Here is a 20826-nt window from a genome sequence, read left to right as displayed (position 1 = left end):
CGATTTTAGAGCACTATAAGACTTTAACAGCATTTATTGACCCCCAGCGGACTCAGTTCCGGCGGTTTTCGCCGCAGTTTCATCTGGAGTAGCGGTAGCATTTGCCACCGACCAGGTCAGTAGGCCGCCAGCGGTTACTAGCCCGGCCAGCAGCCCAAAGACCACCCGTAGCCCTAAAAACGCTTCGGCTAGTCCGGCCACGGCTAGCGGCAGGCTCAGGGCAATATTGACCACGTTGTTTTGCAGGCCAAAGACCTTGCCACGCATCTCCTCGGGTGTCTTTTCTTGAATCGTCGTCTGCATAGGAATGCCGACGATCGCCGCGCAGAGCCCTAAAACGCCAATTAAGAGTAGGCTGGGCCAGAGCTGCTGGGTAAAAAACGACAGCCCGAGCAGCGAGATCGCCATTCCCAACGAACCGCCTAACCCCAGCACAGAGCGAGAAAAGCGCTGGCCAAACTGGCCAATCGACACTGCTCCGATGGCCATCCCTACGCCAGCGGCGGCGAGCAAGAAGCCGAACTGAGACGACTTGAGGTGGGGCATGACCTCAGCCAGGCGTACGGCTAGCACCGCCAGGGCCGCGAATACGGAAAAGAGCACCACCAGCTGAATCACCGCGCTGCGCACCTGGGCCTGACGACCCAAATAGGCCAACCCTTCGCGGATGTCCTGCCAGACATGGGCTTGCTCCTGTACATCGCTCAAGGTTTCATCCGTTCTGAGCAGCAGCAGCAGCAGCCCAGCGACTCCATAGCTGACCCCGACCAAGACGCATTTGCCCACGCCTGAACCACCGTCGAGGGGGACGAGCAGCCGGTCCGCGATCGCGAGCAAAGGTTCACCCACCGCAAAGCCTACAATCACCGAGGCCATCATGGTGGTGGTATAGAGCGAATTTGCCGGAAGCAGATTTCGCTGACTGACAATCAGCGGCAGCGCTGCCTGCTCAGCTGGGGCAAAAAACTGGGTCAGGGTAGAGATAAAAAACGTGACAATCAGCAATATCCAAAAGCCAATCGGCAGACCGGCCAGGGTGAAGCTGTCCTGCGTCAGCCACAGCAGCCCTGGCAGACCAGCTACCAGCCCGCCGCGAATCAGGTTCGTCAGCACCAGCACCGGCTTTTTTGGCCAACGGTCGATATAGACCCCTGCCAGCGAGCCGAAGAGCACCGCAGGAATCGTGAAGGCAATCATAATCCCAGAAACCCAGCCGCTGATGGTCTGCCCTGGCGCCTCGAACTGACTGGAAATAATCGCGATCATGAGCACCAGATAGACTTTGTCAGCGATCTGGGAAAAAACCTGGCCGCTCCATAGGGTCAGAAAGTTACGGTTGCGAAAGATCGGCCCCAGCCCTCGAAAGGACTTCGCGATCGCGGCTTCTCGGTGCGTATCTGAAGCGTTAGCATCCGGACCGCTGGCATCGGGTTGAGCCTCAGCGGCATTGACCCCGTTAGTCGCTGGGGACGGTTCTTGCGCGACGCTATCCTCCCGGCTCTCGCCGCTGAGTACAGACGGGTCAGATTCAATCTCGTGGATAGGTCTGGGCAAAACAGGTCTCAATTAGTGCGGCTGAGCGAATGGGACGGTCTAGATGATACTGAGCATACTGGCGCAAAATTCGCTCGATTCGACGCCATATATGCGAGTCGGCCACTTCTGCCTCTGAGCTGGGCTGGCTCAGCTCAAGCTGAGGCTGGCTCAGCTGCTGCAATTGATTTAGCTCAGCAGCTTGGAGCGGTAGGGTGAGATCCCACCGAGCCGTTGCCGACCCAGGCCGCTCTGGAGCTACAGCATGAGGGTTCCAATCGCGCGCAGTCTCGGCAGTTCGGCCCTTCGCTTTTTGTAATTTTACCGCAGTCGTGGGGCTGCTTCTTCCTAATTCCGACAGATTTACGGTGCCGCCTGCCGCGATACTAAAGCCGACCTGCCCATCTGGATGGCCTCCGCCCAGCTGTAGGGGCGATCGCGACAGGCAGCAGACAAATAGCTCTGGCGCAACACCGGCTAGCGCTAGCAGGTGAAAGGTGGCATGGGCCAGATGGGCCAATACGGTATCAGGTGCGGCGGTCTCCAGTCGGGTCAGGTGTTCCAGCAGCAGGTGAAATAGGTCGGGCTGGGGCTGCTCGCTCAGGGCCTGAGACAGGACAATTTCGGCTAGATACTGGCTAGCGGTGAGCTTGCCCAAATCCTGGCTGAGTCCTGGAAAGGAGCGAATAGTTTCGGCCTGGACTAGCTTATCGAGAGACTTACCCTGGGCAAACAGCAGCTCGTTCACCACAAACAGGCCGCTGCGCCCCGCTAGCCGGGAGCTGTGCTTGCGAGCACCGGGCGCGATCGCGCGCACCAGCCCATGTTCAGCTGTCAGCACCGTCACCAGACGGTCAGCTTCCCCCATCGGCATCGCCTTGAGGTTAATGCCGGTAGCTTTATAGCTGCGACTCATACCGGCCTCATACGGATAGCGATGGGTTTTCTGGCCGACTGGCCTGCAGCCGCAGCAGTTCGGGGCCGCGAGAGGTGCCCAGGCGAATCGCCCCGGCCTCGATCAGAGCGATCGCCTGCTCCGGCGTGCGAATGCCGCCCGAGGCTTTAATTCCAACCTGGCCCCGGGCCGCCGTTCGCAGCAGCTGTACATCGGCCACGGTAGCGCCTCCATTCCAGCCGGTACTCGTTTTTAGAAAGGTGACGCCCGCATCGATGCAGACCTCTGCTGCAAGCTGCTTCTCGGCCTGGGTGAGCAAGGCCATTTCTAAAATCGCCTTCACCGGCTGACCGGTGGCCTCGCAGATTTCTGCAATTTCTCGGTGCAGGCGTGAGGTCTCACCGGTCTTGAGCCAGCCCAGATTGATCACGACGTCGAGTTCGGTAGCGCCGCCGTCAGCCGCCTCCTGTGCTTCATAGCGCTTGACCGCCGAGGTCGTTGCCCCAGTAGGGAAGCCGACTACTGCACAGACTCGGGGCGACTTACCCTGTAGGCATTCGGCGGCCTGGCGAACATGGACTGGATAGACACAGACCGAGGCAAAGCCGTAGCGCTCTGCCTCGCCACACCACTGCGCCACCTGCTCTGGTGTCGCCGTCGGCAGCAGCAGCGCGTGGTCGATAAAGGGAGCTAAATCAATTGAGTCAGCAGTCGAGGCCATAGGATAATGCGTAAAGAAATATTTTTATGACGTTTTTATGGGAGATTATCCAAACTTGATGTTCTTGTCAGGACGGGTAGGGTTACATAGAGTACGGAGATAAGATAGTCAGCGCTGCTTCCCCATTTTTCCTGAACTGTTCGTCTGAGGCTAAAGCGCGCGTTAGTGCACTAACGTAATTTCGCGCTGTCAGGCGGGCATCTTAAAAACGCGACCTCCTGGTACCCAACCCTATGGCCGAGCCGCTCATTTCAGCCATCATCTGCACCCACAATCGGGAGCAATATCTGGGAGCTGCCATCGACAGCCTGCTGGCCCAGACCTTCGACGCCTATGAAGTTCTCATTGTAGACAATGCCTCTACCGATCAGACGGCCGAGGTGGCAAAAGCCAGAGCGCATCATCCAAAAGTCCGCTATCTCTACGAGCCCACCCTGGGCCTCTCGGTTGCTCGCAACACCGGAGCCCGCGAAGCTAAAGGCGAAATCTTAGCCTATTTAGATGACGATGCCGAAGCTAGCCCGGGCTGGCTCCAGGCCCTCTACGAGGTCTATCAGGACAATGACCGAGTTGCGATCGCGGGTGGCAAGGTCACCCTGATCTGGCCCCCGGCAATCCAGCCGCCGCGCTGGCTGTCGGCCGAATTGGCTAGCGGCTTAGGCGCCTATGACCTGGGGCCAGAGCGAATCTATATTGAACGTCCTCAGCTGACTCCCCGGGGGCTAAACTATTCCATTCGCAAACAGTTTCTAGACGAGGTCGGCGGATTCGACGCTAGCCTGGGCCGGGTCGGCAAAAATTTGCTATCCAACGAAGAGCTCTACATGACTCAGCTCGCCCTAGGTCGAGGCTGGCAGGTCGTCTACGAACCTACTGCCCTGGCTGCCCATAACGTTTCTCCAGCTCGCCTGAAGCCGACCTGGTTTCTCAGCCGCAGCTGGTGGCAGGGCATCAGCGAGCATTACGGCGAGCAGATTAGCGGTCGCGCCGGCGTCGGCCAGTTCCGTCGCGGCGGAGAACGGCTGGTGCGGGGGCTGTATAAATCCGTCAAGTACATTCGTGACCCGGCCCTGCGATTTGAGAATCTGGTCTACGCCTACGGCCAGATTGGCTACCTCGGCCGCGCCCTGGGCAATCTAGTCCGACCGAGCAAACCGGCCTAGTGGTTGTTGAGTTTCAGCCTTGTACAGCCCAATTCATCTAATCCATCCGATCCACTCTATCCACTGCACCTTAATCTGACCTTAGCCATGACTGCTTCTACGACCGTTCCCGTCTCCGTGCTGATTCCAGCTAAGAACGAAGAAGAAAATTTGCCCGCATGCCTCACCAGTCTAGAGCGGGCTGATGAAATCTTCGTCGTCGATTCTCAAAGCAGCGATCGCTCCGTTGAGATTGCCGAAAGCCGGGGGGCTCAAGTCGTTCAGTTTGATTTCAACGGGCGCTGGCCTAAGAAGAAAAACTGGTCGCTCGATAACCTGCCCTTTCGCAACGACTGGGTGCTGATTGTTGACTGCGACGAGCGGATCACGCCTGAACTCTGGGACGAAATTGCTGAGGTGATTGAGCGCGGTGACCAGGACGGCTACTATCTGAATCGACGGGTCTTTTTCCTCGGTCAGTGGATTCGCCACGGGGGCAAATACCCCGACTGGAATCTGCGCCTGTTTCGCCATGCCAAAGGCCGTTACGAAAACCTCAACACCGAAGAAATTCGCAATACCGGGGACAATGAGGTACATGAGCATGTCGTTGTCGAAGGGGGCGTTGGCTATCTCAAGCACGACATGCTGCACGAGGACTTTCGCGACCTGTTTCACTGGCTGGAGCGTCACAATCGCTATTCCAACTGGGAGGCGCGGGTCTACTATAATCTCCTCACCGGTATGGGCGACGACGGCACAATCGGGGCCAACCTGTTTGGCGACTCGGTGCAGCGCAAGCGCTTCTTGAAAAAAATCTGGGTACGGCTGCCCTTTAAACCAACGCTGCGGTTCATTCTTTTCTATTTCATTCGGCTCGGCTTCTTAGACGGCCAGGCTGGCTATATCTATGGTCGGCTGCTGAGCCAGTACGAGTACCAGATCGGCGTTAAGCTCTACGAGCTCAAACACGGCGGTCGCCTCAACATCAGTCAGCCAGAGTCTATCCAGGCTCCACTGGCCTCGCAGCTGGCCGGTTCAGCCGATGTCAAAGGATAGTTTACCCCCGTCGGAGTCTGAGCCAGAGACTGCGGTCGTAGCTGGCCCGGTCCTCGATTCTGATGCTGGACTGGAGCTGAGTCCAGACCTAGGAACCGAGCCGCTGATGGACCTCCGTCAGTATCATCAGCCGGGCTATGTGGCCGGTCGCTCTAAGGCAATTATGCTGCTCTGGTGGCTGGTGCAGGCGGTTGTCTTTCCGCTCACCCTACACGCTTCCCACGCGCCTCGGCGGGCGCTACTGCGGCTATTTGGGGCTAAGATTGGGCGGCAGGTAATGATTCGCCCAACGGCGCGGTTTACTTACCCCTGGAACGTTGAAATTGGCGACTACAGCTGGGTCGGCGATGACGTGGTGTTCTACAGCCTGGCCCCGATTCGAGTGGGTCAGCACTGCGTGATCTCGCAGAAAAGCTACCTCTGTACGGGCAGCCATGATATCCTCGATCGCCGATTTGGTCTGATTACGGCCCCCATCGTGATTGAAAACGGCGCTTGGGTTGCGATTGACTGCTTCATCGCCGCCGGTGTTCGGATTGGTGCAAATGCGGTGATTGGGGCTCGCAGCAGTGTGTTTGGCGATATGCCAGCGCAGCAAGTCTGCTTTGGCAGCCCCTGTCGGCCCATCAGGCCGCGCCCGGCTGAGCCTGACAGACGTTAGCTGGGCAGCAGCGATCGCTGGCAGGTGGGACAGACCGCGTGGATCAAAAGCTGGCAGTCGAGCAGGTGGTATCCCGACTTGTCGGCCATCTTAGCGCCCGCTTTTAGGACGGAATCGTTCTTAAACTCCACCGTTTTATTGCAGCGCACGCAGATCAGATGGTGATGATGGTGGGGCGCAGGCTGGTTTAGCTCGTAGCGCTTGTGGCCCTCTGCCAGCTCCAGCTCCCGCAGAATGCCCATCCGCGCCATCATCTTCAGGTTTCGATAGATGGTGGAAAGGCTGACCCGGTCATCTTCCTGAGCGAGTAAATCACGGAGGTCTTCAGCGCTGAGATGCTCCCCTTTCTCTAAGTTTTGAAAGGTCGTCAAGATTGTCTCGCGCTGGGGCGTCATGCGCCAGCCCCGCTCGTGCAGCTCTGCCTTCAGTGCGGATGGAGTATAGGCCGCCATGATTCTTATCTCAATAAAGCTGTCTTAATGCGAATAATCTTAGCGCACTTAGCTTGCAATTTTCAAGAGGAAAGGCTTATTGAGAATAGTTGGCTATAAAATTTGCTTACTCGGCGATTTTGTCCCCAGAATGCTGGGCGATGCAAATTTTTTTAGGGGAAAACCGGGCTTGCGCTTGGTTTAATCGGCCTTGGCTTCATAAATTCGACGAATTGGACAGCGCGGCAGGGTCAGAAGGTCAATTGTTCAAAAGGTCAAGGGTAAATAAGTAGAGTTATTAAGCATAGGGGTTAAGTATAGGTATTGAGAATCCCCTGCAACTGTGGCCCTTATTCGTTCATATTTTTGTAGGTGGCGACGGCGGAAGGCGAGATCCGGTTGAGGTAGCGGAAAATCCAATATTTAAACACCGTATCGAGAATGACCGGGAACGTGGCGATGAACAAAAAGATGAAGTTGTGATTAGCCGAAAACCCCAAATGTCTGGAAAGCCCTTCTAGCAAAACTTCCCAGCCGTGGGGGGAGTGAAACCCGACGAACATGTCAGTGAATAAAATGATGATAAACGCCTTGGCGCTATCGCTGAGCCCGTAGACAATCTCATCCATAAAGCCTTTGAGCGCGGCAACCTGACGCCCACAGGCAGACAGCAGCAAGCCAAAGGCCAGGGCCGCAATCATATCGGAGAAAACATTTTTAACCGCATCGCTGCTGCGCTGGCGGTAGGCTTCCTCAATTTCGAATGCCTTTTCTCGCACCTGTTCCTCAATTCTCAGCTCATTCAGCGGCGGTGCCTTGCCGATCAGGACTTCGAAACGCAGCCGCTCCTCAAACTGCTGAAGTTCGTGCAGGGCTTCTTCCTCCATCTCCATATTTAGGAAAACTTCGGCATTGGTGCTGTCTCGCACATAGTTGACGACCGGGCCAACGATGAAGTTTTTACTCACCTGCTGGGTAATCAGCGGCACGATGATCAGAAATAGAATAAACCGCAGCGCCATCGTTGTCTTGGTCTTGGAGCTGCGAAAGTTACGGACAACCTGGTCTTCGGCCTCGGGGTCGAGGTCCTGCCGAATTCGATCGACGGTCCGCAGGATTGACCGGGGCAAAACGCTGCTCTGGGCAGATAGGCCTTCGTTACTCGGCGCGGCGGCGTCAGCCTGCGGGGTCCTTGCTACTTCCCGCAGGCTGCTGTCTTTGACGATCTCGGAACGCTTCAGAGCCCGGTTGGACGTGGGGTTGGGCACAGGATTGGACGTAGTCGCTAGGGTAGAGTCAGCCTTGGCAGAACCGGGAGCATCGGCATAGCGCGCCAGGACGTCGTCAATCACTCGCAGCTTTCTAAAGAACGCTGCTGGCCGGTCGATGAGGTCTAAGGCGTAGTCATCATCGACATGCTCTGAAAGCTGCACCTCCATGACCCGCTCATTGTCAACGCGGAAGATGGAAGAGCTGGAGCGGAATTCGCCCATCCGCATCCGAATCAGATTGAGATATTTCTTCAGCTCGGTCTCAAAGTAAGCCTGGGCGCTCTGTCCGTAGTCGCCATAGTCTGCCGAGATCGGGTTGCCGTCAAAGTAATCGACCTCGATCTGCTGAATTTTTAGCGCTGCTTCATAGGCCTGATCGAGAGCTCGCTCCGGCGTTTTGGTAAACCATTGCCGAGCCGTGCGAAATAGCCCACCGAGCCGGATTGAGTTAGACATTGCTGGGTCAGCCTTTGAAAGGGAGCCCGCTCCAAACAGCAATGAAGCGAGTCGGAAAAATGATGTTGATCTATTCTGGATGGCGAATCCTATCTTATCAAGGCTGATTTAGACCGATTAGCGCTAATTATCCCAATCCTGTCCCAAGTTAGACTACGGCTCGTCGGAGCAAGACTGCTGCCAAATTTCAGTTTGCCTGACGGTCTGCTCCTGCCCCGGCGGTACCGTTTGCTCATCCATGAAGTAAAGCGTGACCGACTTTAGCGGCAGCTCAGGCTGCTGGCGGCAGAGATAGCGGCCATAGCCCGGCAGAATTCGCTGACCCGCATTGCGATTGAGGTTAATAAAGAGGGTTCGCCATTGCATATTGCGATAGAGGCGTCCGCGATCGCGCAGGCTAGGTTTCTCAAAGCCGACCTCGCGGCCTTCGCGCAGCAGGTCAACCTCGCGGCCGTCCGCGAGCTGCCCCACTGCCACATGCCAGCCGTCGTCTTTGGGCGCACCGGGGGCAAAAATACTCCAGGACTGATCCAGCCGGGTCAGGCGGCTGAGCCAGTCTACCCGCTGCAGCGTGCGGCTATTAGTGACCTTGCGAACGACCTTAGCCGCCGGGTTTTGGCTATCAACGAAGGCACGGTGGGTAACGATGCTGCGCAAATTCCATAAAAAGGTCAGCCCCAGCAGCGCGATGACAGCGCCGTTGAGCAGCCAGGAAGAGCCCACCTGAAACGACCGATAGCTAAACGGACGAGTCAGTCGTCCGGCAGCCCGCCGATTGTTAGCAATCATTTGATAGAACCGCGTACCGACCGCCATCACCGGACGCCAGCGCAGCAGCGGGGCCAAAAAGCAAAACACCGGTGACAGGCTAACGACATAGGCAATGCCCTCAAACTTGTAGTGGTGACGCTGCTGCCAGTCAACCACCACCCAAGAATTCTGAGTTTCCATGGCGGCGTTGATCACCGGATCGCTCTGAGCCGTCTGGAGCGGCGTCTGGGGCAGCAGCAGAAAGGTGCGAATCAGATGCACGACTTTTTTACAAAAGCCGCAGTCGGCATCGTAGTAAATCGTTAGCCCCTGCTGCGCGGGGCCATAAGCCTTTCGAGCCCAGCCTTCCCAGACTGAAGTCGGGATAAATGCTAGCCAGGTGACAATACTCAAAAATGGAAAAATGCCAATATTCAGCGTCAGGCCAAAGCCCGCGTGCAGCGCAATAAATAGGATCACCGCCAGCATCCGAAAGAAGTCCGTCCGGATCGGCACCCACAGCAGCAGCGGCCCAACCCATTCAACCACCAGCGTCACCAGCGTTAACACCGTCAGCAGCGGCCCTAGCCCCAACAGCAGATGTCCCAGCGGCGTTGCGTACTGGTCATAGCTCAGGGAATAGTAAACGGCAGAGCCGCTTGGCCACCAGTCTGGACTGGTCGTTTTAAACAGGGCTGAGAACCAATAGATGAAGCACTGCTGCACCATCAGCGCCACCGTCGCCGCCGTGAAGATGCGCCTGGGCAGCGGCTGAGACGACGTATTCATCGCCCGGTCAATTGAGTAGGCCGCCCCCAAGGGCAGAAACATGGCCCAAAACATCACTGCCCGCAGCACGTCATCGGCGGCAAAAATCAGCAGCGGATTGCGGTTGTGCAGCGACACCAGCAGCGCCCAGGAGGCAATCGTCGCCAGCCGCGTCTGATAGCCGACTAGCATGGCTAGGGCAAAGAAAGCCGCCGCCGCAAACATCAGCCCCTGCACCAGCGGCTGACCGCTGAGCAGATGGAGAGACCAGTACCAGGGCTGTAAAACCTCTTCTAGTAAAAGCTGCCGGGGCAGAACGCCCGCATCGCTGTAGAGGGCGGTGACGTCGCCAAACCGAATTCCCAGATCGGCTAGGATGACCAGCGCAAGTCCCATCCGCAGCAGGGCCAGCGATCGCAGATCGAGCCCATAGCGTTTCGACAGGGGCTTTACCCAGCGGGTCGTAGTGGCTCGGTCAGTTACCATGGCGGGTCCTATGGGGTTGGCTGAGGCAGATTGGGAAGGGTTTCGAGCTGAAGGGCCAGCTGCTGCGATCGCAGCCGTCGCCCTTCAGCCTGGAGATGGTAGTGGGTATCGGCAAACAGATCGGGGCTAGCCTGAATATTGAGCGTTTCAGGATCGTATAGCAGCGGCGCGATCGGGCTCAGGGCATCGACTGTTTTTCGAACATTTTCGACCGTTTCTGGATTGGGCTCGGCATAGACCCAGGGTAGCGACAGCACCAGCTGGCCCCCGCGCGCCTCCACCTGATCGCGAAACTGCTGAATTCGCCGCACCGAGTGGGCCGAGACCGGCTCTCGAATCTGCTGTGGCCACCACTCGCCCAGCCGGGGCTTATCTAGGGTCGGATCGCCACTCTGGGTCAGCGGATCGTCATAATAGCCGGTGAGCTTTCCGGTTTCAATCAGGTCCATCGAAGATTTGACGATGCCCCGCAGCGAAGGTATCCCCAGCTGAAGCGTATCCAGGGCCAGCTGCTCCGCCGGAATCTGCCCCAGCCCAGGCCGACCAATTGCGAGGCTAAAAGGACCAGAGCGATCGCCTAGCCCATCCTCATCCAGCAGCAGCAGATATTCTGGAATCAGCAGTACCGTATCTCCCGGTTGCACCTGGTCCAAAACGCTAGGCAAAATCACATCCAGCCCCACCGGACCATCGATTCCCAGGTTGATCACCGGCTGCCCCAGCTCGCGGGAGAGCAGGTCGGAATTAATCGTGTAGTGAGCTCCCGAACCGCCGGTGACGATTAGCTTGGGCTGGTCGATCTGCTGAGCCAGGGCAATCTTGCGCTGATACATCGCCTTCAGCCAGTAGGTCTCTCCGCCCAGGTAGACGTTGTAGACGACGCCAGCGCCCCAGGCTAGGCTGGCGACCGCTAACCAGGTTAGAAACTTGGGTCGTTTGGTCATACGCTAAAAGTCGAAATAGATAAATTCAGAGGGCAGGTTCGCCGCCAGCAGAATCGTCAGACCCAGCAGCAGTTTAGACATCCAGGGAGACGTCAGCAGCTCGTATTCTGACGGGCGCTCCTGCCAGACGGCAACATGTTCCAGGAGTAAAAACGCGATCGCCAGCAGCAGCACCAGTCCCAATGCAACCCCCTCGTTCACGCTAAAGATGCTGAAGGCCCCTAGTAGATTTGCTGGAGAATAGGCCCAGGGCGTGACCAGCGTTCTGAGCTTAGCGACTAGCCGCCCCGTATCCGTCTCCATAAAGAATAGACAACCTAGAATGACGGCACCAAAGGTCAGCGCCCAGGAGATGAACTGAGGTCGTTTGACGTATTGTCCTATCAGCCGGGAAAAGGGACGTCCGGCGTAGCGCAGCAGCAGCAGCAGCGCCCCGTGATAGGCCCCCCAGATCATAAAATTCCACGCCGCCCCGTGCCAGAAACCCGACAGGGTAAAGGTGATGAATAAAAAGAAGGCGGCCCACTGCTTGCGTTTGCCCATCAGCGGCAGAAACACATAGTCCCTAAACCAGGTACTCAGCGACACGTGCCAGCGTCGCCAAAACTCATTGATGCTCTGCGAGGTGTAGGGTGCGAGAAAATTGACCGTTAGCCGGACGCCAATGATCTGGGCAATTCCCAGCGCGATGAAGCTGTAGCCCGCAAAGTCGAAATAGATCCGCAGGGTAAAGAGAAAGGCATAAAACCAAACCAGCCAAGGATTTCCCATTTCCTCTAGCTGAATATAGGGGGCAATATTGTCGGCTAGAACGAACTTCATAAATAGTCCCAGTGACAGCCAGCGCAGCCCCAAATCTAAATTCTCCAGCGTGAATTTAAATTGAAAAGCTTCCAATTGGGGCAGCAAGGCGGAGCGACGTTCGATTGGCCCGGCGACAATCTGAGGGAAGAAAGAAACGAAGTTGATATAGTCGATAAACCTGATCGGCTTTTTCCGGCGGGCTTTGAACGAGTCCACCACAAAGGCCACCATCTGAAAGGTATAGAAAGACACGCCCGGCGGAATCTGCCTGAAAATGGGTAGAGGAAAACTCGCCTGCCAGTTTTCAGGAGCGCCACCTGTCGCTAAGCCCACCATGTCCTCGATAAAGAACGTCAGATATTTAAAGTAGGCCAGCACGCCAATATCAAATACGATCAGCGCTGTCGCAATCGCGCGAGCCTGCCACCCTTGACGGCTCAGCATCCACTTCACCATCAGGTAGTTGAAGAGGATCTCAAATCCGAAGACCGCAAAGCTGGTGCGGCTGGCGTTTGAGAAGAGAAACAGGGAGAGCGCGGCTAAACCTACCGTGTCGAAGCTGGAACGCCAGAGATTCAAGGACCTGCTGACATAGCGGGCCGTAAAAAACGGCACGCTGGTCAGCAACAATACCCACCAAAAGGAAAACTCAGAAAAGTTCAAGGATCGACGTCCTGTCCTATTTCAAATCGGCCTATATCTAGCCCGGTGCCGTAAATCAGTTCATCTGCGAGGGCTAAACCGAGACGTCAAACTCCTGCACCAGGTAAGTCGATGCCTTCTCGATGGTGGGATAGTCCCATAGCAGGGTCGAGGGTAGCTCAAGATCGAGCCAGTCTTCAAGGTCGCCGACTAGCGTTACCGCATCGATTGAGTCCAGTCCATAGCGGGTCAGCGGCTGCTTGACGTCAATCGTGCTGGAATCGATGGAAAGGACGTCTGAGAGCTGGCTGACCAGCCAGGACTGAATTGCAGTAACTGGGGACTCAGTCTGATTAGAGGAGCTGGAGTTCTGGAGCTGTTGCATGATTGTGGGTCTCCTGTGTAGACGATTTAGCGAGCTGAAAGGGAACAATTGAGAACAGTTTGTCCTCGGCATGAAGCCGCAGGAGCTCTTGAGCAGCGTGCTCATAGTACACCGGCGGCATTGGCTTGAGAGATGCGCGTAGGGGGGCTAGCAGGCGGTGTAAAGCCAGCACCAGCCACTCACCCTGAGCAAAGAAATCTCCCAAAACTTGGCGGTTATGCAACCACATGAGCAAGCAGGCCGTTGCCGCATGCAGGCGGCAGTACTGCTTAGCTAGCTCAAAACTTTCAAATGACTGGTCGTGGCCATGCTCAAATGCAGATTCAGCAATCAGCGCATCTTGGGCATCTAGCTCTTCGAGAATAATCTGGCCGAATGAGCGCAGCTGATTTAGGATGTCCGGTGCTACGCCGCCAGCCTGAAGCTGACCTAGCTCTTCCAGCATGGTTTCCAGACCCTGTAAAACGTCGTCAGCGCCCCGACTGAAGAGCTCAAGCTTTTGGGGGACGAAGGTTGGCAATGGCTGAGTCAGAGAAAAGCTCTGAGCTAAGCGAGCTTGAATCGCTGCTATTTGTTTAGGCTGACGTCGAGCCCGCTTTTTTGCTAGCTGACGCCGCTGGAGAATGAGCGCGTGCAGGTTAACGACGGAGCTGCCGTCGAACATGCTGATAATGGCATTGTCCCGCAGCATTTTTTGGAAAACGCCCCAGTCGTGCTCATCCCGCATGTAGAAGCGAGCTCCTAGCACGACTGAAACATCATTCACAGCCCGCTCTAAGGTATCTGGCACGAAGTATTTATCGACGGCGGACCAAACGCTGAACTGCTCAGGTGCGACGTGAAACCCGCGGGCCGCACCGATGTTGACACAGTCACAGGTGAGGATATCAATAAAAGCATTAGCCAAGGTGCGACGGGCGTGAGGCATCTCAACAACGGTCTTGTTGTATAGCCGGCGACTCAATGCAAAATTCAACGTTGTCCGCAGGGCTGTATCGGTAGCGCCCTGAGCAAAGGCCGCACAGAGCGACCGGGTAATCTGGAAGCCCTCTAGCGCAAATTCCAACCCCTGCCCCTCCTCTCCCAGACGTACTGATTCAGGAATAAAGCAGTTATTAAAGCCGATTCCACTCATATCAGCAGCGCGAATCCCAAGGGTTTTGATCTTGGGGAGGTTGTAATACTGGCTGGGATCTAGCTGCCGTTTGTCCACCATGAACAGGGTCAGCCCGCGGTTTCCGCCAGCGGGATCGGTCCGACCCAGGACGAAGACAAACTGCGAAATAGTAGCGCGGTTGATGGGCCACTTTTCGCCGTTGAGCAGATAGCCTCCTTCAACTTTTTGGGCAGTGACTGAGCCTCCGACAAGGTCGCTACCGTGATCGCGCTCAGAGTAGGCCAGACACATGGCCACATGCTCTTTCTTCATCGCTTCAGCTAGCGTCTGCTTTTGCGCTTCAGTGCCAGCCATCCAAGCCAGATTAGACCAGAATAGAGTGGTGAACGCGATCGCAATATTCAAGTCGCGGCGAGACAGCACTCGGACAAAGGCCACAAACTCCTCAAAGGATTTGAACCTGCCACCGCAGTCCTCAGGAATGTAGTAATGCTGGAGCTGCCAGTTGTAAAGCCAATCAATCTCCTGTTCGGGAAAGCTTTCGGCTTCGTCTAGCTGAGCCGTCTGATGAAAGGACATCCGGCTTTTTGGATCGCTGGGATTCCCCAAAGCCTGCTCTAGTCGTTCTGCCAGCTGGTACTGCTTGAGTTCTTTCATAGGACCGATACGGTTACGACTGGGAAACTTCTAACTGCTTGGCCAGGGTCTCGACCTCGCTCTGGAGATGGCGCACCTTGGCGGTAAGCCGAGGATTCTCACTCCAGTCAGCCAGCACTTCCAGATTGCCGCTGAGGAAGCGCTCCCGGCAGCCCCGCCGCTGAATTTTACCGCTGGAGGTCTTCAGCACATTGCCGGACTTGACCAGCGCGATCGCGTAGACCTGAAGCTCGTGGGCCTCAGAAATGGCCTGTCGAATTTCGGCAATTAGCTCCTCGGCGGCTAGGGATTGCTGATGCTGCCGCTCCACTTCCTGCACGACGATCAGCCGTTCTTCGCCCTCTTCGATGATAGAGAAGGAAGCACCGTAGTCGGGCCGCAGCGCTGGATCAATTTGCTGCACCGTCCATTCAATATCCTGGGGATAGTGATTGGTACCGCGGATGATGATCAGATCTTTAATCCGTCCGGTGATATAGAGCTCACTGCCTTTCATGAATCCCAGATCCCCCGTTCTCAGGTAGGGGCCCGCTGCCTTGAGATGGGCACCAAAGGTTTCCTGAGTGGCCGCTGACCGCTGCCAGTAGCCGTGGGCGACGCCCGCATCGGCCACCCAGATCTCACCAATTTGATTGGGCTGACAGCGCGTTGCTCGCTCGGGATCGACAATCACAACCTCAGTTTCGCAGACCAAGGGGCCACAGCTCACCGTCTGCCGAACGTTGCTCTCCCCATCCGCGGGGCTTTCGCGCACCTGCCCCTGCTCTAGCGCATTGGCGTCCAGAGACAAAATCACCGGGGCCCGACCGACCGGCGTAGCCGAAACCAGCAGCGTTGCTTCGGCTAGCCCGTAGGCGGGTGAAAACGTCTCCCAGCGAAAGCCGACATCTTTGAAGGCGTCATAGAACTCCTGCATGATGCGAGGATTGATCGGCTCGGCGGCGTTACCTGCACTCTGCCAGCAGCTGAGGTCAAGACCTTCGCGCTGGGCAGGCTTAATCCGGCGGATGCAGAGATCGTAGGCAAAGTTGGGCGCTTGGGAATGGGTCGCACTGTACCGGGCGATCGCCTCTAGCCAGCGCAGGGGTCGTTTGACAAAGGCCAGGGGAGCCATGATGTAGCAGGGCGCGCCGTTATAGAGCGGCTGAATCAGCCCTTCAACCAGCCCATAGTCGTGAAAGTAGGGCATCCAGGTGACGGTCGCGCTCTCGGTGCTGTAGCCGCAGGCCCGTTGGAGGTAGGCCGAATGGTGCAGCAGATTGTAGTGGCTGAGCATGACCCCCTTAGGCGTAGAAGTCGAGCCGGAGGTGTACTGTAGGTAGGCCAGGACGTCTTTATCGACGCCGGGATCTTCCCACTGCGCGGCCAGGTCTGGCTCGACTGCTTCGGTATCGATCCAGCGCATGGCTTCAAATTCAGGAAAGTCTAGATCAGAGCCTTGAATCAGCTCGATAATCCGGGCATTGCTCAGCACCAGGGTCGCTTCCGCGTCTTTGACGATCTCCCGTAGGCGGGGCAGCGTCCGCTTCAGCCGCCCGGCGTCGGGGGGCGGTACGGGAATTGCAATTACCCCAGCGTAGAGACAGCCGCAGAAGGCTGCAACCACTTCTACCCCCTGGGGATAGAGGAGCAGGGCACGTTCGCCCTTGACCTGCTGCTGCTGTAGCTGAGCCGCGATCGCCTGAGCCAGCTGATCCAGTTTTCCATAGGTGTAGGCCGTACCCTCGCGCTTGCCATCGATTAAAAACTGATAGGCCAGGTCATCAGGCTGGGTCTGAGCTCGATAGCGCAGCAGTTCGATCAGCGTTGAGAAGCGGGGAGCTGAGCTAGGGGATGGAGTCATGCTGAATATAAAACCTACTCAAATACCGATGTTCAGACTGCACTATGGCGAGAAGCCGGAAGCCGAAAAGATTCAAACTGTGAAGAAAATTCGGTTGGAGCGCTTCAATGTGTATGTTGGCACAGCCTTTCCTGAGTCTGAATGCCTGCTTGAGTCTCTTTACACAAAATACAAACTCCTGCGCCAGAGCATAAATTCAACCGTTTAGCTTGCGGAATCTAGCCTACGGAATCTGGGCGTAGATTCTGAGGGATGATAGCCCTAGGGTAAAGGAGAACGCAATGGGCGCTGTCCAGGTTTGGCAAATACCGCTGACCGTTTCTTCCCATGAGTTACAAGCATATTTACAGATTCTTGCCGACGATGAGCGAATCCGGTCGCAGCAGTTTCGGTTTGAGGCCGATCGGCGGCGCTTTATCGCAGCTCGGGGTCGCCTGAGGCAGCTGCTAGGCCGCTGTCTACAGCGGCCGCCTGAGAGCCTATGCTTTGAATATGGCCCCTGCGGCAAACCCAGTCTAAGCGCCGATTCTAAAACGAGTTCCTGGCAGTTCAACCTATCCCATTCGCAGGACCTGGCCGTCTGCGTGCTAGCGGAACGCGGTCGGGTGGGAATTGACCTGGAACAGGTGCGGTCGCTCAAGCAGCTAGCGGGGCTCTGCGATCGCTGCTTGACCGAGCGGGAGCAGTCCCAGCTAGCGGGGGCGGAGCGCGATCGCGCCTTTCTCCAATACTGGACCTGCAAAGAAGCTTACCTAAAAGCCATCGGCCTGGGGCTCACCCAGTCTATGCAAGCCGTTGAAGTGCAGCTATCGCCGCCGCGGCTGCTCCAGGTGCCCCAGTCCGCCGCCTGGCAGCTCCAGCTCTTGAATCTGCCCCCCGGCTACGTCGGGGCGCTAGTCATTGAAGGAGAGGCCCAGCCGGATTTCTACCACTGGCAGCAGGTTCAGGAAACACCACCAAAACCTCGCTGATTTTGCCGCGCCTGTCAGCATGGGAGTTGATCGCTCGGGCAGCGGTAATCGACTGAATCGAAAAATCGGCATAGAGCTGCCGGATAAAATCACAGTCCGAATTGGACAGCAGCATTTGCACCTGCCGCTGGGCCAGGGATGCGAAAACCTGCTGAAGCTGACGCTGCTGATCGGCGGCAAACCGATAGCGGCTGTAGGCAGTAAAGCTACTGGTGGGGCTGATGGGGTAATAGGGCGGATCGAAATAGACAAAATCCCGACGGCTGTGGGCATCGTTTAAAACTCTGGTAAAGGGGCGCACGTCGATCTCAGCAATTTGCAAGGCTTGGGAAGCGGCCTTGAGCAGCGGCGGATTGCAGATTTTCGGATTTTTATAGCGGCCCATGGGAACATTGAACTGGCCTTTGGAATTTTCTCGGTAGAGCCCGTTGTAGCAGGTTCTATTTAAATAGAGCAAACGTGCGGCTCGGGGCGCCGGCGCTAGATCGGTTTGCGCTCGCATGGCGTAGTAATAGTCCGGACGGTGCCGCTGCTGATGGACAGCTAAGCAATCTAAGACCGCATCAACCTGATCGCGCACGCACCGATAGACATTCACCAGCTCGGGATTGAGATCGCTAAGATAGGCAGACTTCAGCCGGGGAGCCAGGTAAAAAAATAGCGCGCCGCCGCCCAGAAAAGGCTCATGGTAGGTGACGAACTCTTGGGGAATAAAGTCCGCATACTGCGCGATCAGTTTGGCCTTGCCCCCAGCCCATTTGAGAAAGGGGCGGGGACTGAGAGTAGAAGGGGGCGTCATTTCGGTAGTGCCAGTAAGACTCGATTGAGGAGGGCCTGCGATAAGATGAGGGGAGCTTGAATCAAGCTTTTGCGATCTGTTCGCCGTGCCTTCGGCCCTGCCCACTATGCAAGAATTTTTCGACAACGTTTCGCGCTACCCCCGCTACCTAATCAGCTTTACCCTCGGCATTTTATATGGCGTAGTTGAGCCGCTGCTGCCGCTGCTGAAGCGCCCCTCGACCGCGATCGCTCTGGTTGGCGCAGTAATAGCCGGGTTCTTGTTTATCAGCTTTACCCTGCGGGCGATGCTGGGACTAGCCGGGAGCTGACCCGGTTTGACTTGGCCAACTCAAATCTAGCGCATTCAGCGCTTTCCACATTTATTTGCACGTTTAATAGAGGTCAGCTATGGCAACCAATCGAAGAGTCGCCCGGGTATCGGCAATGGTCAAGCGCGAAGTTAGCCAGATGCTGCTCCACGGGATCAAGGACGACCGGGTCGGGGCTGGCATGGTCAGCGTCACCGATGTTGACGTTTCGGGCGATCTGCAACATGCCAAAATTTTTGTCAGCATCTACGGCACTGAGGAGGCCCGAGCTGAGACCATGGCCGGGCTCGCTGCCGCTACCGGCTATGTCCGCAGCGAGCTGGGGCAGCGCATGCGGCTGCGCCGGACGCCGGAGGTAAGCTTCCGCGAAGACCGCTCCTTCGAGCGCGGCAGCCGGGTGCTGTCGCTGATCAATCAGCTCAGTCAGGAGCGTCAGGACGATGAGAGAACTGAGTCGTCTGAATCAGAACAAGCTGGGCCGGAGTCCGAGCTTGAATCTGAATTTGAGTCTGGGCGCTAGCGGTTAGAACATGTCGCTGCTCCCCAGCCCAGATCAGCTATCGCTCTCTGAACAGGTGGCCCAAATGGTAGTCGCCCGGACGACCGGCCATCTGTTCGACCACGAGATTGAATATCCCCAGTGGGAAGCGACCCAATCTACCCTGGAGCGCTGTCTAGGCGATCTGGGCATAGGCGGCGTCATCCTACTTGGCGGCAGTGCGGCGGAGGTGGGTCTGCGATCGCAGCAGCTCCAGTCCCTAGCCAAATATCCCCTACTGATTGCGGCAGATATCGAAGAAGGTGTCGGCCAGCGCTTTAGCGGCGCTACTCGGTTTCCGCCGCCGCTGGCCCTGGGTGAGCTGACCCGGCGCGATTGGGCTGAAGGCATCGCCGCGGCCGAACAGATGGGTCGCTATACCGCGCAGGAAGCCGCCGCGATTGGCCTCAACTGGCTGCTGGCGCCGGTCGTCGATGTCAATAATAACTCGGCCAATCCGGTGATTAATGTCCGCGCCTTTGGCCAGTCGCCGGAGCTGGTGACGCCGCTGATTCAGGCCTTTATTCGGGGAGCACAGGACTTCCCGGTGCTCACCACAGCCAAGCATTTTCCTGGCCATGGCGATACGGCGGTCGATTCTCACCTCAGCCTGCCCGTGCTGAACCACGACTATGAGCGGCTCAGGCAAATTGAGCTGGCGCCGTTTGTGGGCGCGATCGCGGCTGGGGTTGACAGTGTGATGACGGCTCATCTGCGGCTGCCCGCCATCGATCCGCAGCGGCCCGCGACCCTGTCCAAACCGATTTTGACCGGCCTACTGCGGCACGACCTGGGCTTTGACGGCCTGATTGTCACCGATGCCCTGGTGATGGGCAGCATCACCCAGCACTATGGCCCCTCCGAAGCCGCCGTGCTGGCAGTTGAAGCCGGAGCCGATATTTTGCTCATGCCCGCCGATGTGGAAGGTGCGATCGCGGCAGTCTGTGAAGCGGTACAGGTCGGTCGCATCGCCGCCGAGCAGGTTCGCGCTGCCGTTGAGCGCATCTGGCGAGCCAAGCTCAAAACTTCTACCGTTCGGCTGCCCCAGGGCGAGACCTGCCATGCCTGGGAGCAGATTGAGCCGCCGCCGGTTCGGCTCACCCAGTTGGCGACTGCTCCGGCCCGTGCCGCTGCCGCAGATTTGACTCAAAGTTCGATGCGGCTGCAAAATTTGCCGCTAGCGGCCCGTTCGGGCGGACACAATCTCATTCTTGTCGATGACATGCTGAACAACCCCGCGCTGGTCCGGACTGCGCCCGCCGTCATTTTGCCCGCCCAGCATCGCTACCAGCTCAGGCCGATAGACCCGCACTGGGCCGAGCCTAAACTGCTCAAAGACAATCCCCAGCCGACGCTGCTACAGCTGTTTATCCGGGGCAACCCTTTCCGCAGCAGCGCCCAGCTAACCCAGCTGGCGCAGGACTATTTGCAGATTTTGCTAGCGCTGGACTGCTTGGCCGCACTGGTGCTCTACGGTAGCCCCTATGTCTGGGAGCGCTTCCAGCCAATGATCCCAGCCGATCTGCCGGGCATTTTTACCTATGGGCAGGACGGGATGGCTCAGGCTTTGGCACTGCGATCGCTATTCGGCACTGCATCGGCTAGCAAACCGGTAGACCTAGCGTTCACTGACTGAGCCCGTT

At 57.1% G+C, this 20826-nt stretch carries 20 protein-coding genes; 8 read left to right on the top strand and 12 right to left on the bottom strand.

The window, feature by feature from the left end; genetic code table 11:
• Positions 1-33: 33 nt before the first annotated feature.
• From IQ241_RS01260 to deoC, 3 genes are read right to left on the bottom strand one after another with little or no spacing between them, the layout of a single operon-like run.
• Complete coding sequence (locus IQ241_RS01260) at positions 34-1554, bottom strand: MFS transporter (protein WP_322743533.1); 1521 nt, start codon at positions 1552-1554, stop codon at positions 34-36.
• Positions 1529-2449 (bottom strand): DNA repair protein RecO, encoded by a 921-nt coding sequence (gene recO / locus IQ241_RS01255; protein WP_193904602.1) that lies wholly within the window; start codon positions 2447-2449, stop codon positions 1529-1531. Before recO ends, IQ241_RS01260 begins: the two co-directional genes overlap by 26 nt.
• A gap of 7 nt (positions 2450-2456) precedes the next feature.
• Positions 2457-3149: a deoxyribose-phosphate aldolase gene (gene deoC / locus IQ241_RS01250; protein ID WP_193904601.1), complete on the bottom strand. Its 693-nt coding sequence runs from the start codon at positions 3147-3149 to the stop codon at positions 2457-2459.
• 233 nt (positions 3150-3382) lie between these two features.
• On the opposite strand from deoC, the gene IQ241_RS01245 reads away from it, so the two are divergent.
• From IQ241_RS01245 to hpsU, 3 genes are all read left to right on the top strand, one after another.
• Positions 3383-4312, top strand: coding sequence for a glycosyltransferase family 2 protein (locus IQ241_RS01245; protein WP_193904600.1), 930 nt, complete (start codon positions 3383-3385; stop codon positions 4310-4312).
• Between the two features lie 87 nt (positions 4313-4399).
• Entirely contained in the window at positions 4400-5350 is a 951-nt protein-coding gene (locus tag IQ241_RS01240) for a glycosyltransferase family 2 protein (RefSeq protein WP_193904599.1), read from the top strand.
• Between the two features lie 106 nt (positions 5351-5456).
• Positions 5457-6011 carry a hormogonium polysaccharide biosynthesis acetyltransferase HpsU gene (gene hpsU / locus IQ241_RS01235; RefSeq protein ID WP_390622410.1) on the top strand — a complete coding sequence of 185 codons (555 nt, stop codon included), beginning with the start codon at positions 5457-5459 and terminating at the stop codon, positions 6009-6011.
• On the opposite strand, the gene IQ241_RS01230 is transcribed toward hpsU, so the two are convergent.
• The 8 genes from IQ241_RS01230 to IQ241_RS01195 all read right to left on the bottom strand — a co-directional run bounded on the left by IQ241_RS01230 (position 6008) and on the right by IQ241_RS01195 (position 16565).
• Positions 6008-6463 (bottom strand): Fur family transcriptional regulator, encoded by a 456-nt coding sequence (locus IQ241_RS01230; RefSeq protein WP_193904597.1) that lies wholly within the window; start codon positions 6461-6463, stop codon positions 6008-6010. The genes hpsU and IQ241_RS01230 overlap by 4 nt on opposite strands.
• Positions 6464-6792: 329 nt before the next feature.
• A complete protein-coding gene (locus IQ241_RS01225; protein ID WP_193904596.1) occupies positions 6793-8169 on the bottom strand; it encodes a proton extrusion protein PcxA in 1377 nt (458 codons plus the stop codon).
• Between the two features lie 153 nt (positions 8170-8322).
• Entirely contained in the window at positions 8323-10173 is a 1851-nt protein-coding gene (locus IQ241_RS01220; protein ID WP_193904595.1) for a DCC1-like thiol-disulfide oxidoreductase family protein, read from the bottom strand.
• Positions 10174-10181: 8 nt separating this feature from the next.
• Entirely contained in the window at positions 10182-11117 is a 936-nt protein-coding gene (locus IQ241_RS01215; RefSeq protein WP_193904594.1) for a hypothetical protein, read from the bottom strand.
• 3 nt (positions 11118-11120) lie between these two features.
• Positions 11121-12584, bottom strand: coding sequence for an MBOAT family O-acyltransferase (locus tag IQ241_RS01210; RefSeq protein ID WP_193904593.1), 1464 nt, complete (start codon positions 12582-12584; stop codon positions 11121-11123).
• 73 nt (positions 12585-12657) lie between these two features.
• Positions 12658-12948 carry an acyl carrier protein gene (locus IQ241_RS01205; RefSeq protein ID WP_193904592.1) on the bottom strand — a complete coding sequence of 97 codons (291 nt, stop codon included), beginning with the start codon at positions 12946-12948 and terminating at the stop codon, positions 12658-12660.
• On the bottom strand, positions 12917-14722 hold the full coding sequence (locus IQ241_RS01200) for an acyl-CoA dehydrogenase (protein WP_193904591.1): 1806 nt from the start codon (positions 14720-14722) through the stop codon (positions 12917-12919). The genes IQ241_RS01205 and IQ241_RS01200 overlap by 32 nt, the downstream gene beginning before the upstream one ends.
• Before the next feature lie 13 nt (positions 14723-14735).
• Positions 14736-16565, bottom strand: coding sequence for a fatty acyl-AMP ligase (locus IQ241_RS01195; RefSeq protein WP_193904590.1), 1830 nt, complete (start codon positions 16563-16565; stop codon positions 14736-14738).
• On the opposite strand from IQ241_RS01195, the gene IQ241_RS01190 reads away from it, so the two are divergent.
• Complete coding sequence (locus IQ241_RS01190) at positions 16564-16773, top strand: hypothetical protein (RefSeq protein WP_193904589.1); 210 nt, start codon at positions 16564-16566, stop codon at positions 16771-16773. The two genes, IQ241_RS01195 and IQ241_RS01190, sit on opposite strands and share 2 nt — an antisense overlap.
• A 73-nt stretch (positions 16774-16846) precedes the next feature.
• A complete protein-coding gene (locus IQ241_RS01185; protein ID WP_193904588.1) occupies positions 16847-17536 on the top strand; it encodes a 4'-phosphopantetheinyl transferase family protein in 690 nt (229 codons plus the stop codon).
• On the opposite strand, the gene IQ241_RS01180 is transcribed toward IQ241_RS01185, so the two are convergent.
• Positions 17463-18335, bottom strand: a complete 873-nt coding sequence (locus IQ241_RS01180) for a DNA adenine methylase (protein ID WP_193904587.1) — start codon at positions 18333-18335, stop codon at positions 17463-17465. The genes IQ241_RS01185 and IQ241_RS01180 overlap by 74 nt on opposite strands.
• A gap of 106 nt (positions 18336-18441) precedes the next feature.
• Between IQ241_RS01180 and IQ241_RS01175 the strand changes: the two genes are divergently transcribed.
• The 3 genes from IQ241_RS01175 (at position 18442) to IQ241_RS01165 (ending at position 20819) form a co-directional block, all read left to right on the top strand.
• A complete protein-coding gene (locus IQ241_RS01175; RefSeq protein ID WP_193904586.1) occupies positions 18442-18645 on the top strand; it encodes a DUF751 family protein in 204 nt (67 codons plus the stop codon).
• Between the two features lie 79 nt (positions 18646-18724).
• Positions 18725-19165 carry a 30S ribosome-binding factor RbfA gene (gene rbfA, locus IQ241_RS01170; RefSeq protein ID WP_193904585.1) on the top strand — a complete coding sequence of 147 codons (441 nt, stop codon included), beginning with the start codon at positions 18725-18727 and terminating at the stop codon, positions 19163-19165.
• A 10-nt stretch (positions 19166-19175) separates the two neighbouring features.
• The gene (locus tag IQ241_RS01165) at positions 19176-20819 is read left to right on the top strand and encodes a glycoside hydrolase family 3 N-terminal domain-containing protein (RefSeq protein WP_193904584.1); all 1644 of its coding nucleotides are present in this window, start codon (positions 19176-19178) and stop codon (positions 20817-20819) included.
• Positions 20820-20826 lie beyond the last annotated feature (7 nt).

It is taken from the genome of Vasconcelosia minhoensis LEGE 07310, from assembly GCF_015207255.1.
Taxonomy (GTDB): domain Bacteria; phylum Cyanobacteriota; class Cyanobacteriia; order Phormidesmidales; family Phormidesmidaceae; genus Vasconcelosia; species Vasconcelosia minhoensis.
Note: the sequence above shows the minus strand (reverse complement) of the source record. Positions and strands in the feature narration are given on the sequence as shown.

What these genes read in the sequence shown, in the direction of transcription:
- IQ241_RS01175 (WP_193904586.1), top strand. Translation starts at nt 18,442, where the DNA reads ATGCAAGAATTTTTCGACAACGTTTCGCGCTACCCCCGCTACCTAATC.
- IQ241_RS01205 (WP_193904592.1), bottom strand. Translation starts at nt 12,948, where the DNA reads ATGCAACAGCTCCAGAACTCCAGCTCCTCTAATCAGACTGAGTCCCCA.
- IQ241_RS01225 (WP_193904596.1), bottom strand. Translation starts at nt 8,169, where the DNA reads ATGTCTAACTCAATCCGGCTCGGTGGGCTATTTCGCACGGCTCGGCAA.
- IQ241_RS01190 (WP_193904589.1), top strand. Translation starts at nt 16,564, where the DNA reads ATGCTGAATATAAAACCTACTCAAATACCGATGTTCAGACTGCACTAT.
- deoC (WP_193904601.1), bottom strand. Translation starts at nt 3,149, where the DNA reads ATGGCCTCGACTGCTGACTCAATTGATTTAGCTCCCTTTATCGACCAC.
- IQ241_RS01200 (WP_193904591.1), bottom strand. Translation starts at nt 14,722, where the DNA reads ATGAAAGAACTCAAGCAGTACCAGCTGGCAGAACGACTAGAGCAGGCT.
- IQ241_RS01180 (WP_193904587.1), bottom strand. Translation starts at nt 18,335, where the DNA reads ATGACGCCCCCTTCTACTCTCAGTCCCCGCCCCTTTCTCAAATGGGCT.
- IQ241_RS01220 (WP_193904595.1), bottom strand. Translation starts at nt 10,173, where the DNA reads ATGGTAACTGACCGAGCCACTACGACCCGCTGGGTAAAGCCCCTGTCG.
- IQ241_RS01245 (WP_193904600.1), top strand. Translation starts at nt 3,383, where the DNA reads ATGGCCGAGCCGCTCATTTCAGCCATCATCTGCACCCACAATCGGGAG.
- recO (WP_193904602.1), bottom strand. Translation starts at nt 2,449, where the DNA reads ATGAGTCGCAGCTATAAAGCTACCGGCATTAACCTCAAGGCGATGCCG.
- IQ241_RS01215 (WP_193904594.1), bottom strand. Translation starts at nt 11,117, where the DNA reads ATGACCAAACGACCCAAGTTTCTAACCTGGTTAGCGGTCGCCAGCCTA.
- hpsU (WP_390622410.1), top strand. Translation starts at nt 5,457, where the DNA reads ATGGACCTCCGTCAGTATCATCAGCCGGGCTATGTGGCCGGTCGCTCT.
- IQ241_RS01240 (WP_193904599.1), top strand. Translation starts at nt 4,400, where the DNA reads ATGACTGCTTCTACGACCGTTCCCGTCTCCGTGCTGATTCCAGCTAAG.
- rbfA (WP_193904585.1), top strand. Translation starts at nt 18,725, where the DNA reads ATGGCAACCAATCGAAGAGTCGCCCGGGTATCGGCAATGGTCAAGCGC.
- IQ241_RS01230 (WP_193904597.1), bottom strand. Translation starts at nt 6,463, where the DNA reads ATGGCGGCCTATACTCCATCCGCACTGAAGGCAGAGCTGCACGAGCGG.
- IQ241_RS01195 (WP_193904590.1), bottom strand. Translation starts at nt 16,565, where the DNA reads ATGACTCCATCCCCTAGCTCAGCTCCCCGCTTCTCAACGCTGATCGAA.
- IQ241_RS01165 (WP_193904584.1), top strand. Translation starts at nt 19,176, where the DNA reads ATGTCGCTGCTCCCCAGCCCAGATCAGCTATCGCTCTCTGAACAGGTG.
- IQ241_RS01185 (WP_193904588.1), top strand. Translation starts at nt 16,847, where the DNA reads ATGGGCGCTGTCCAGGTTTGGCAAATACCGCTGACCGTTTCTTCCCAT.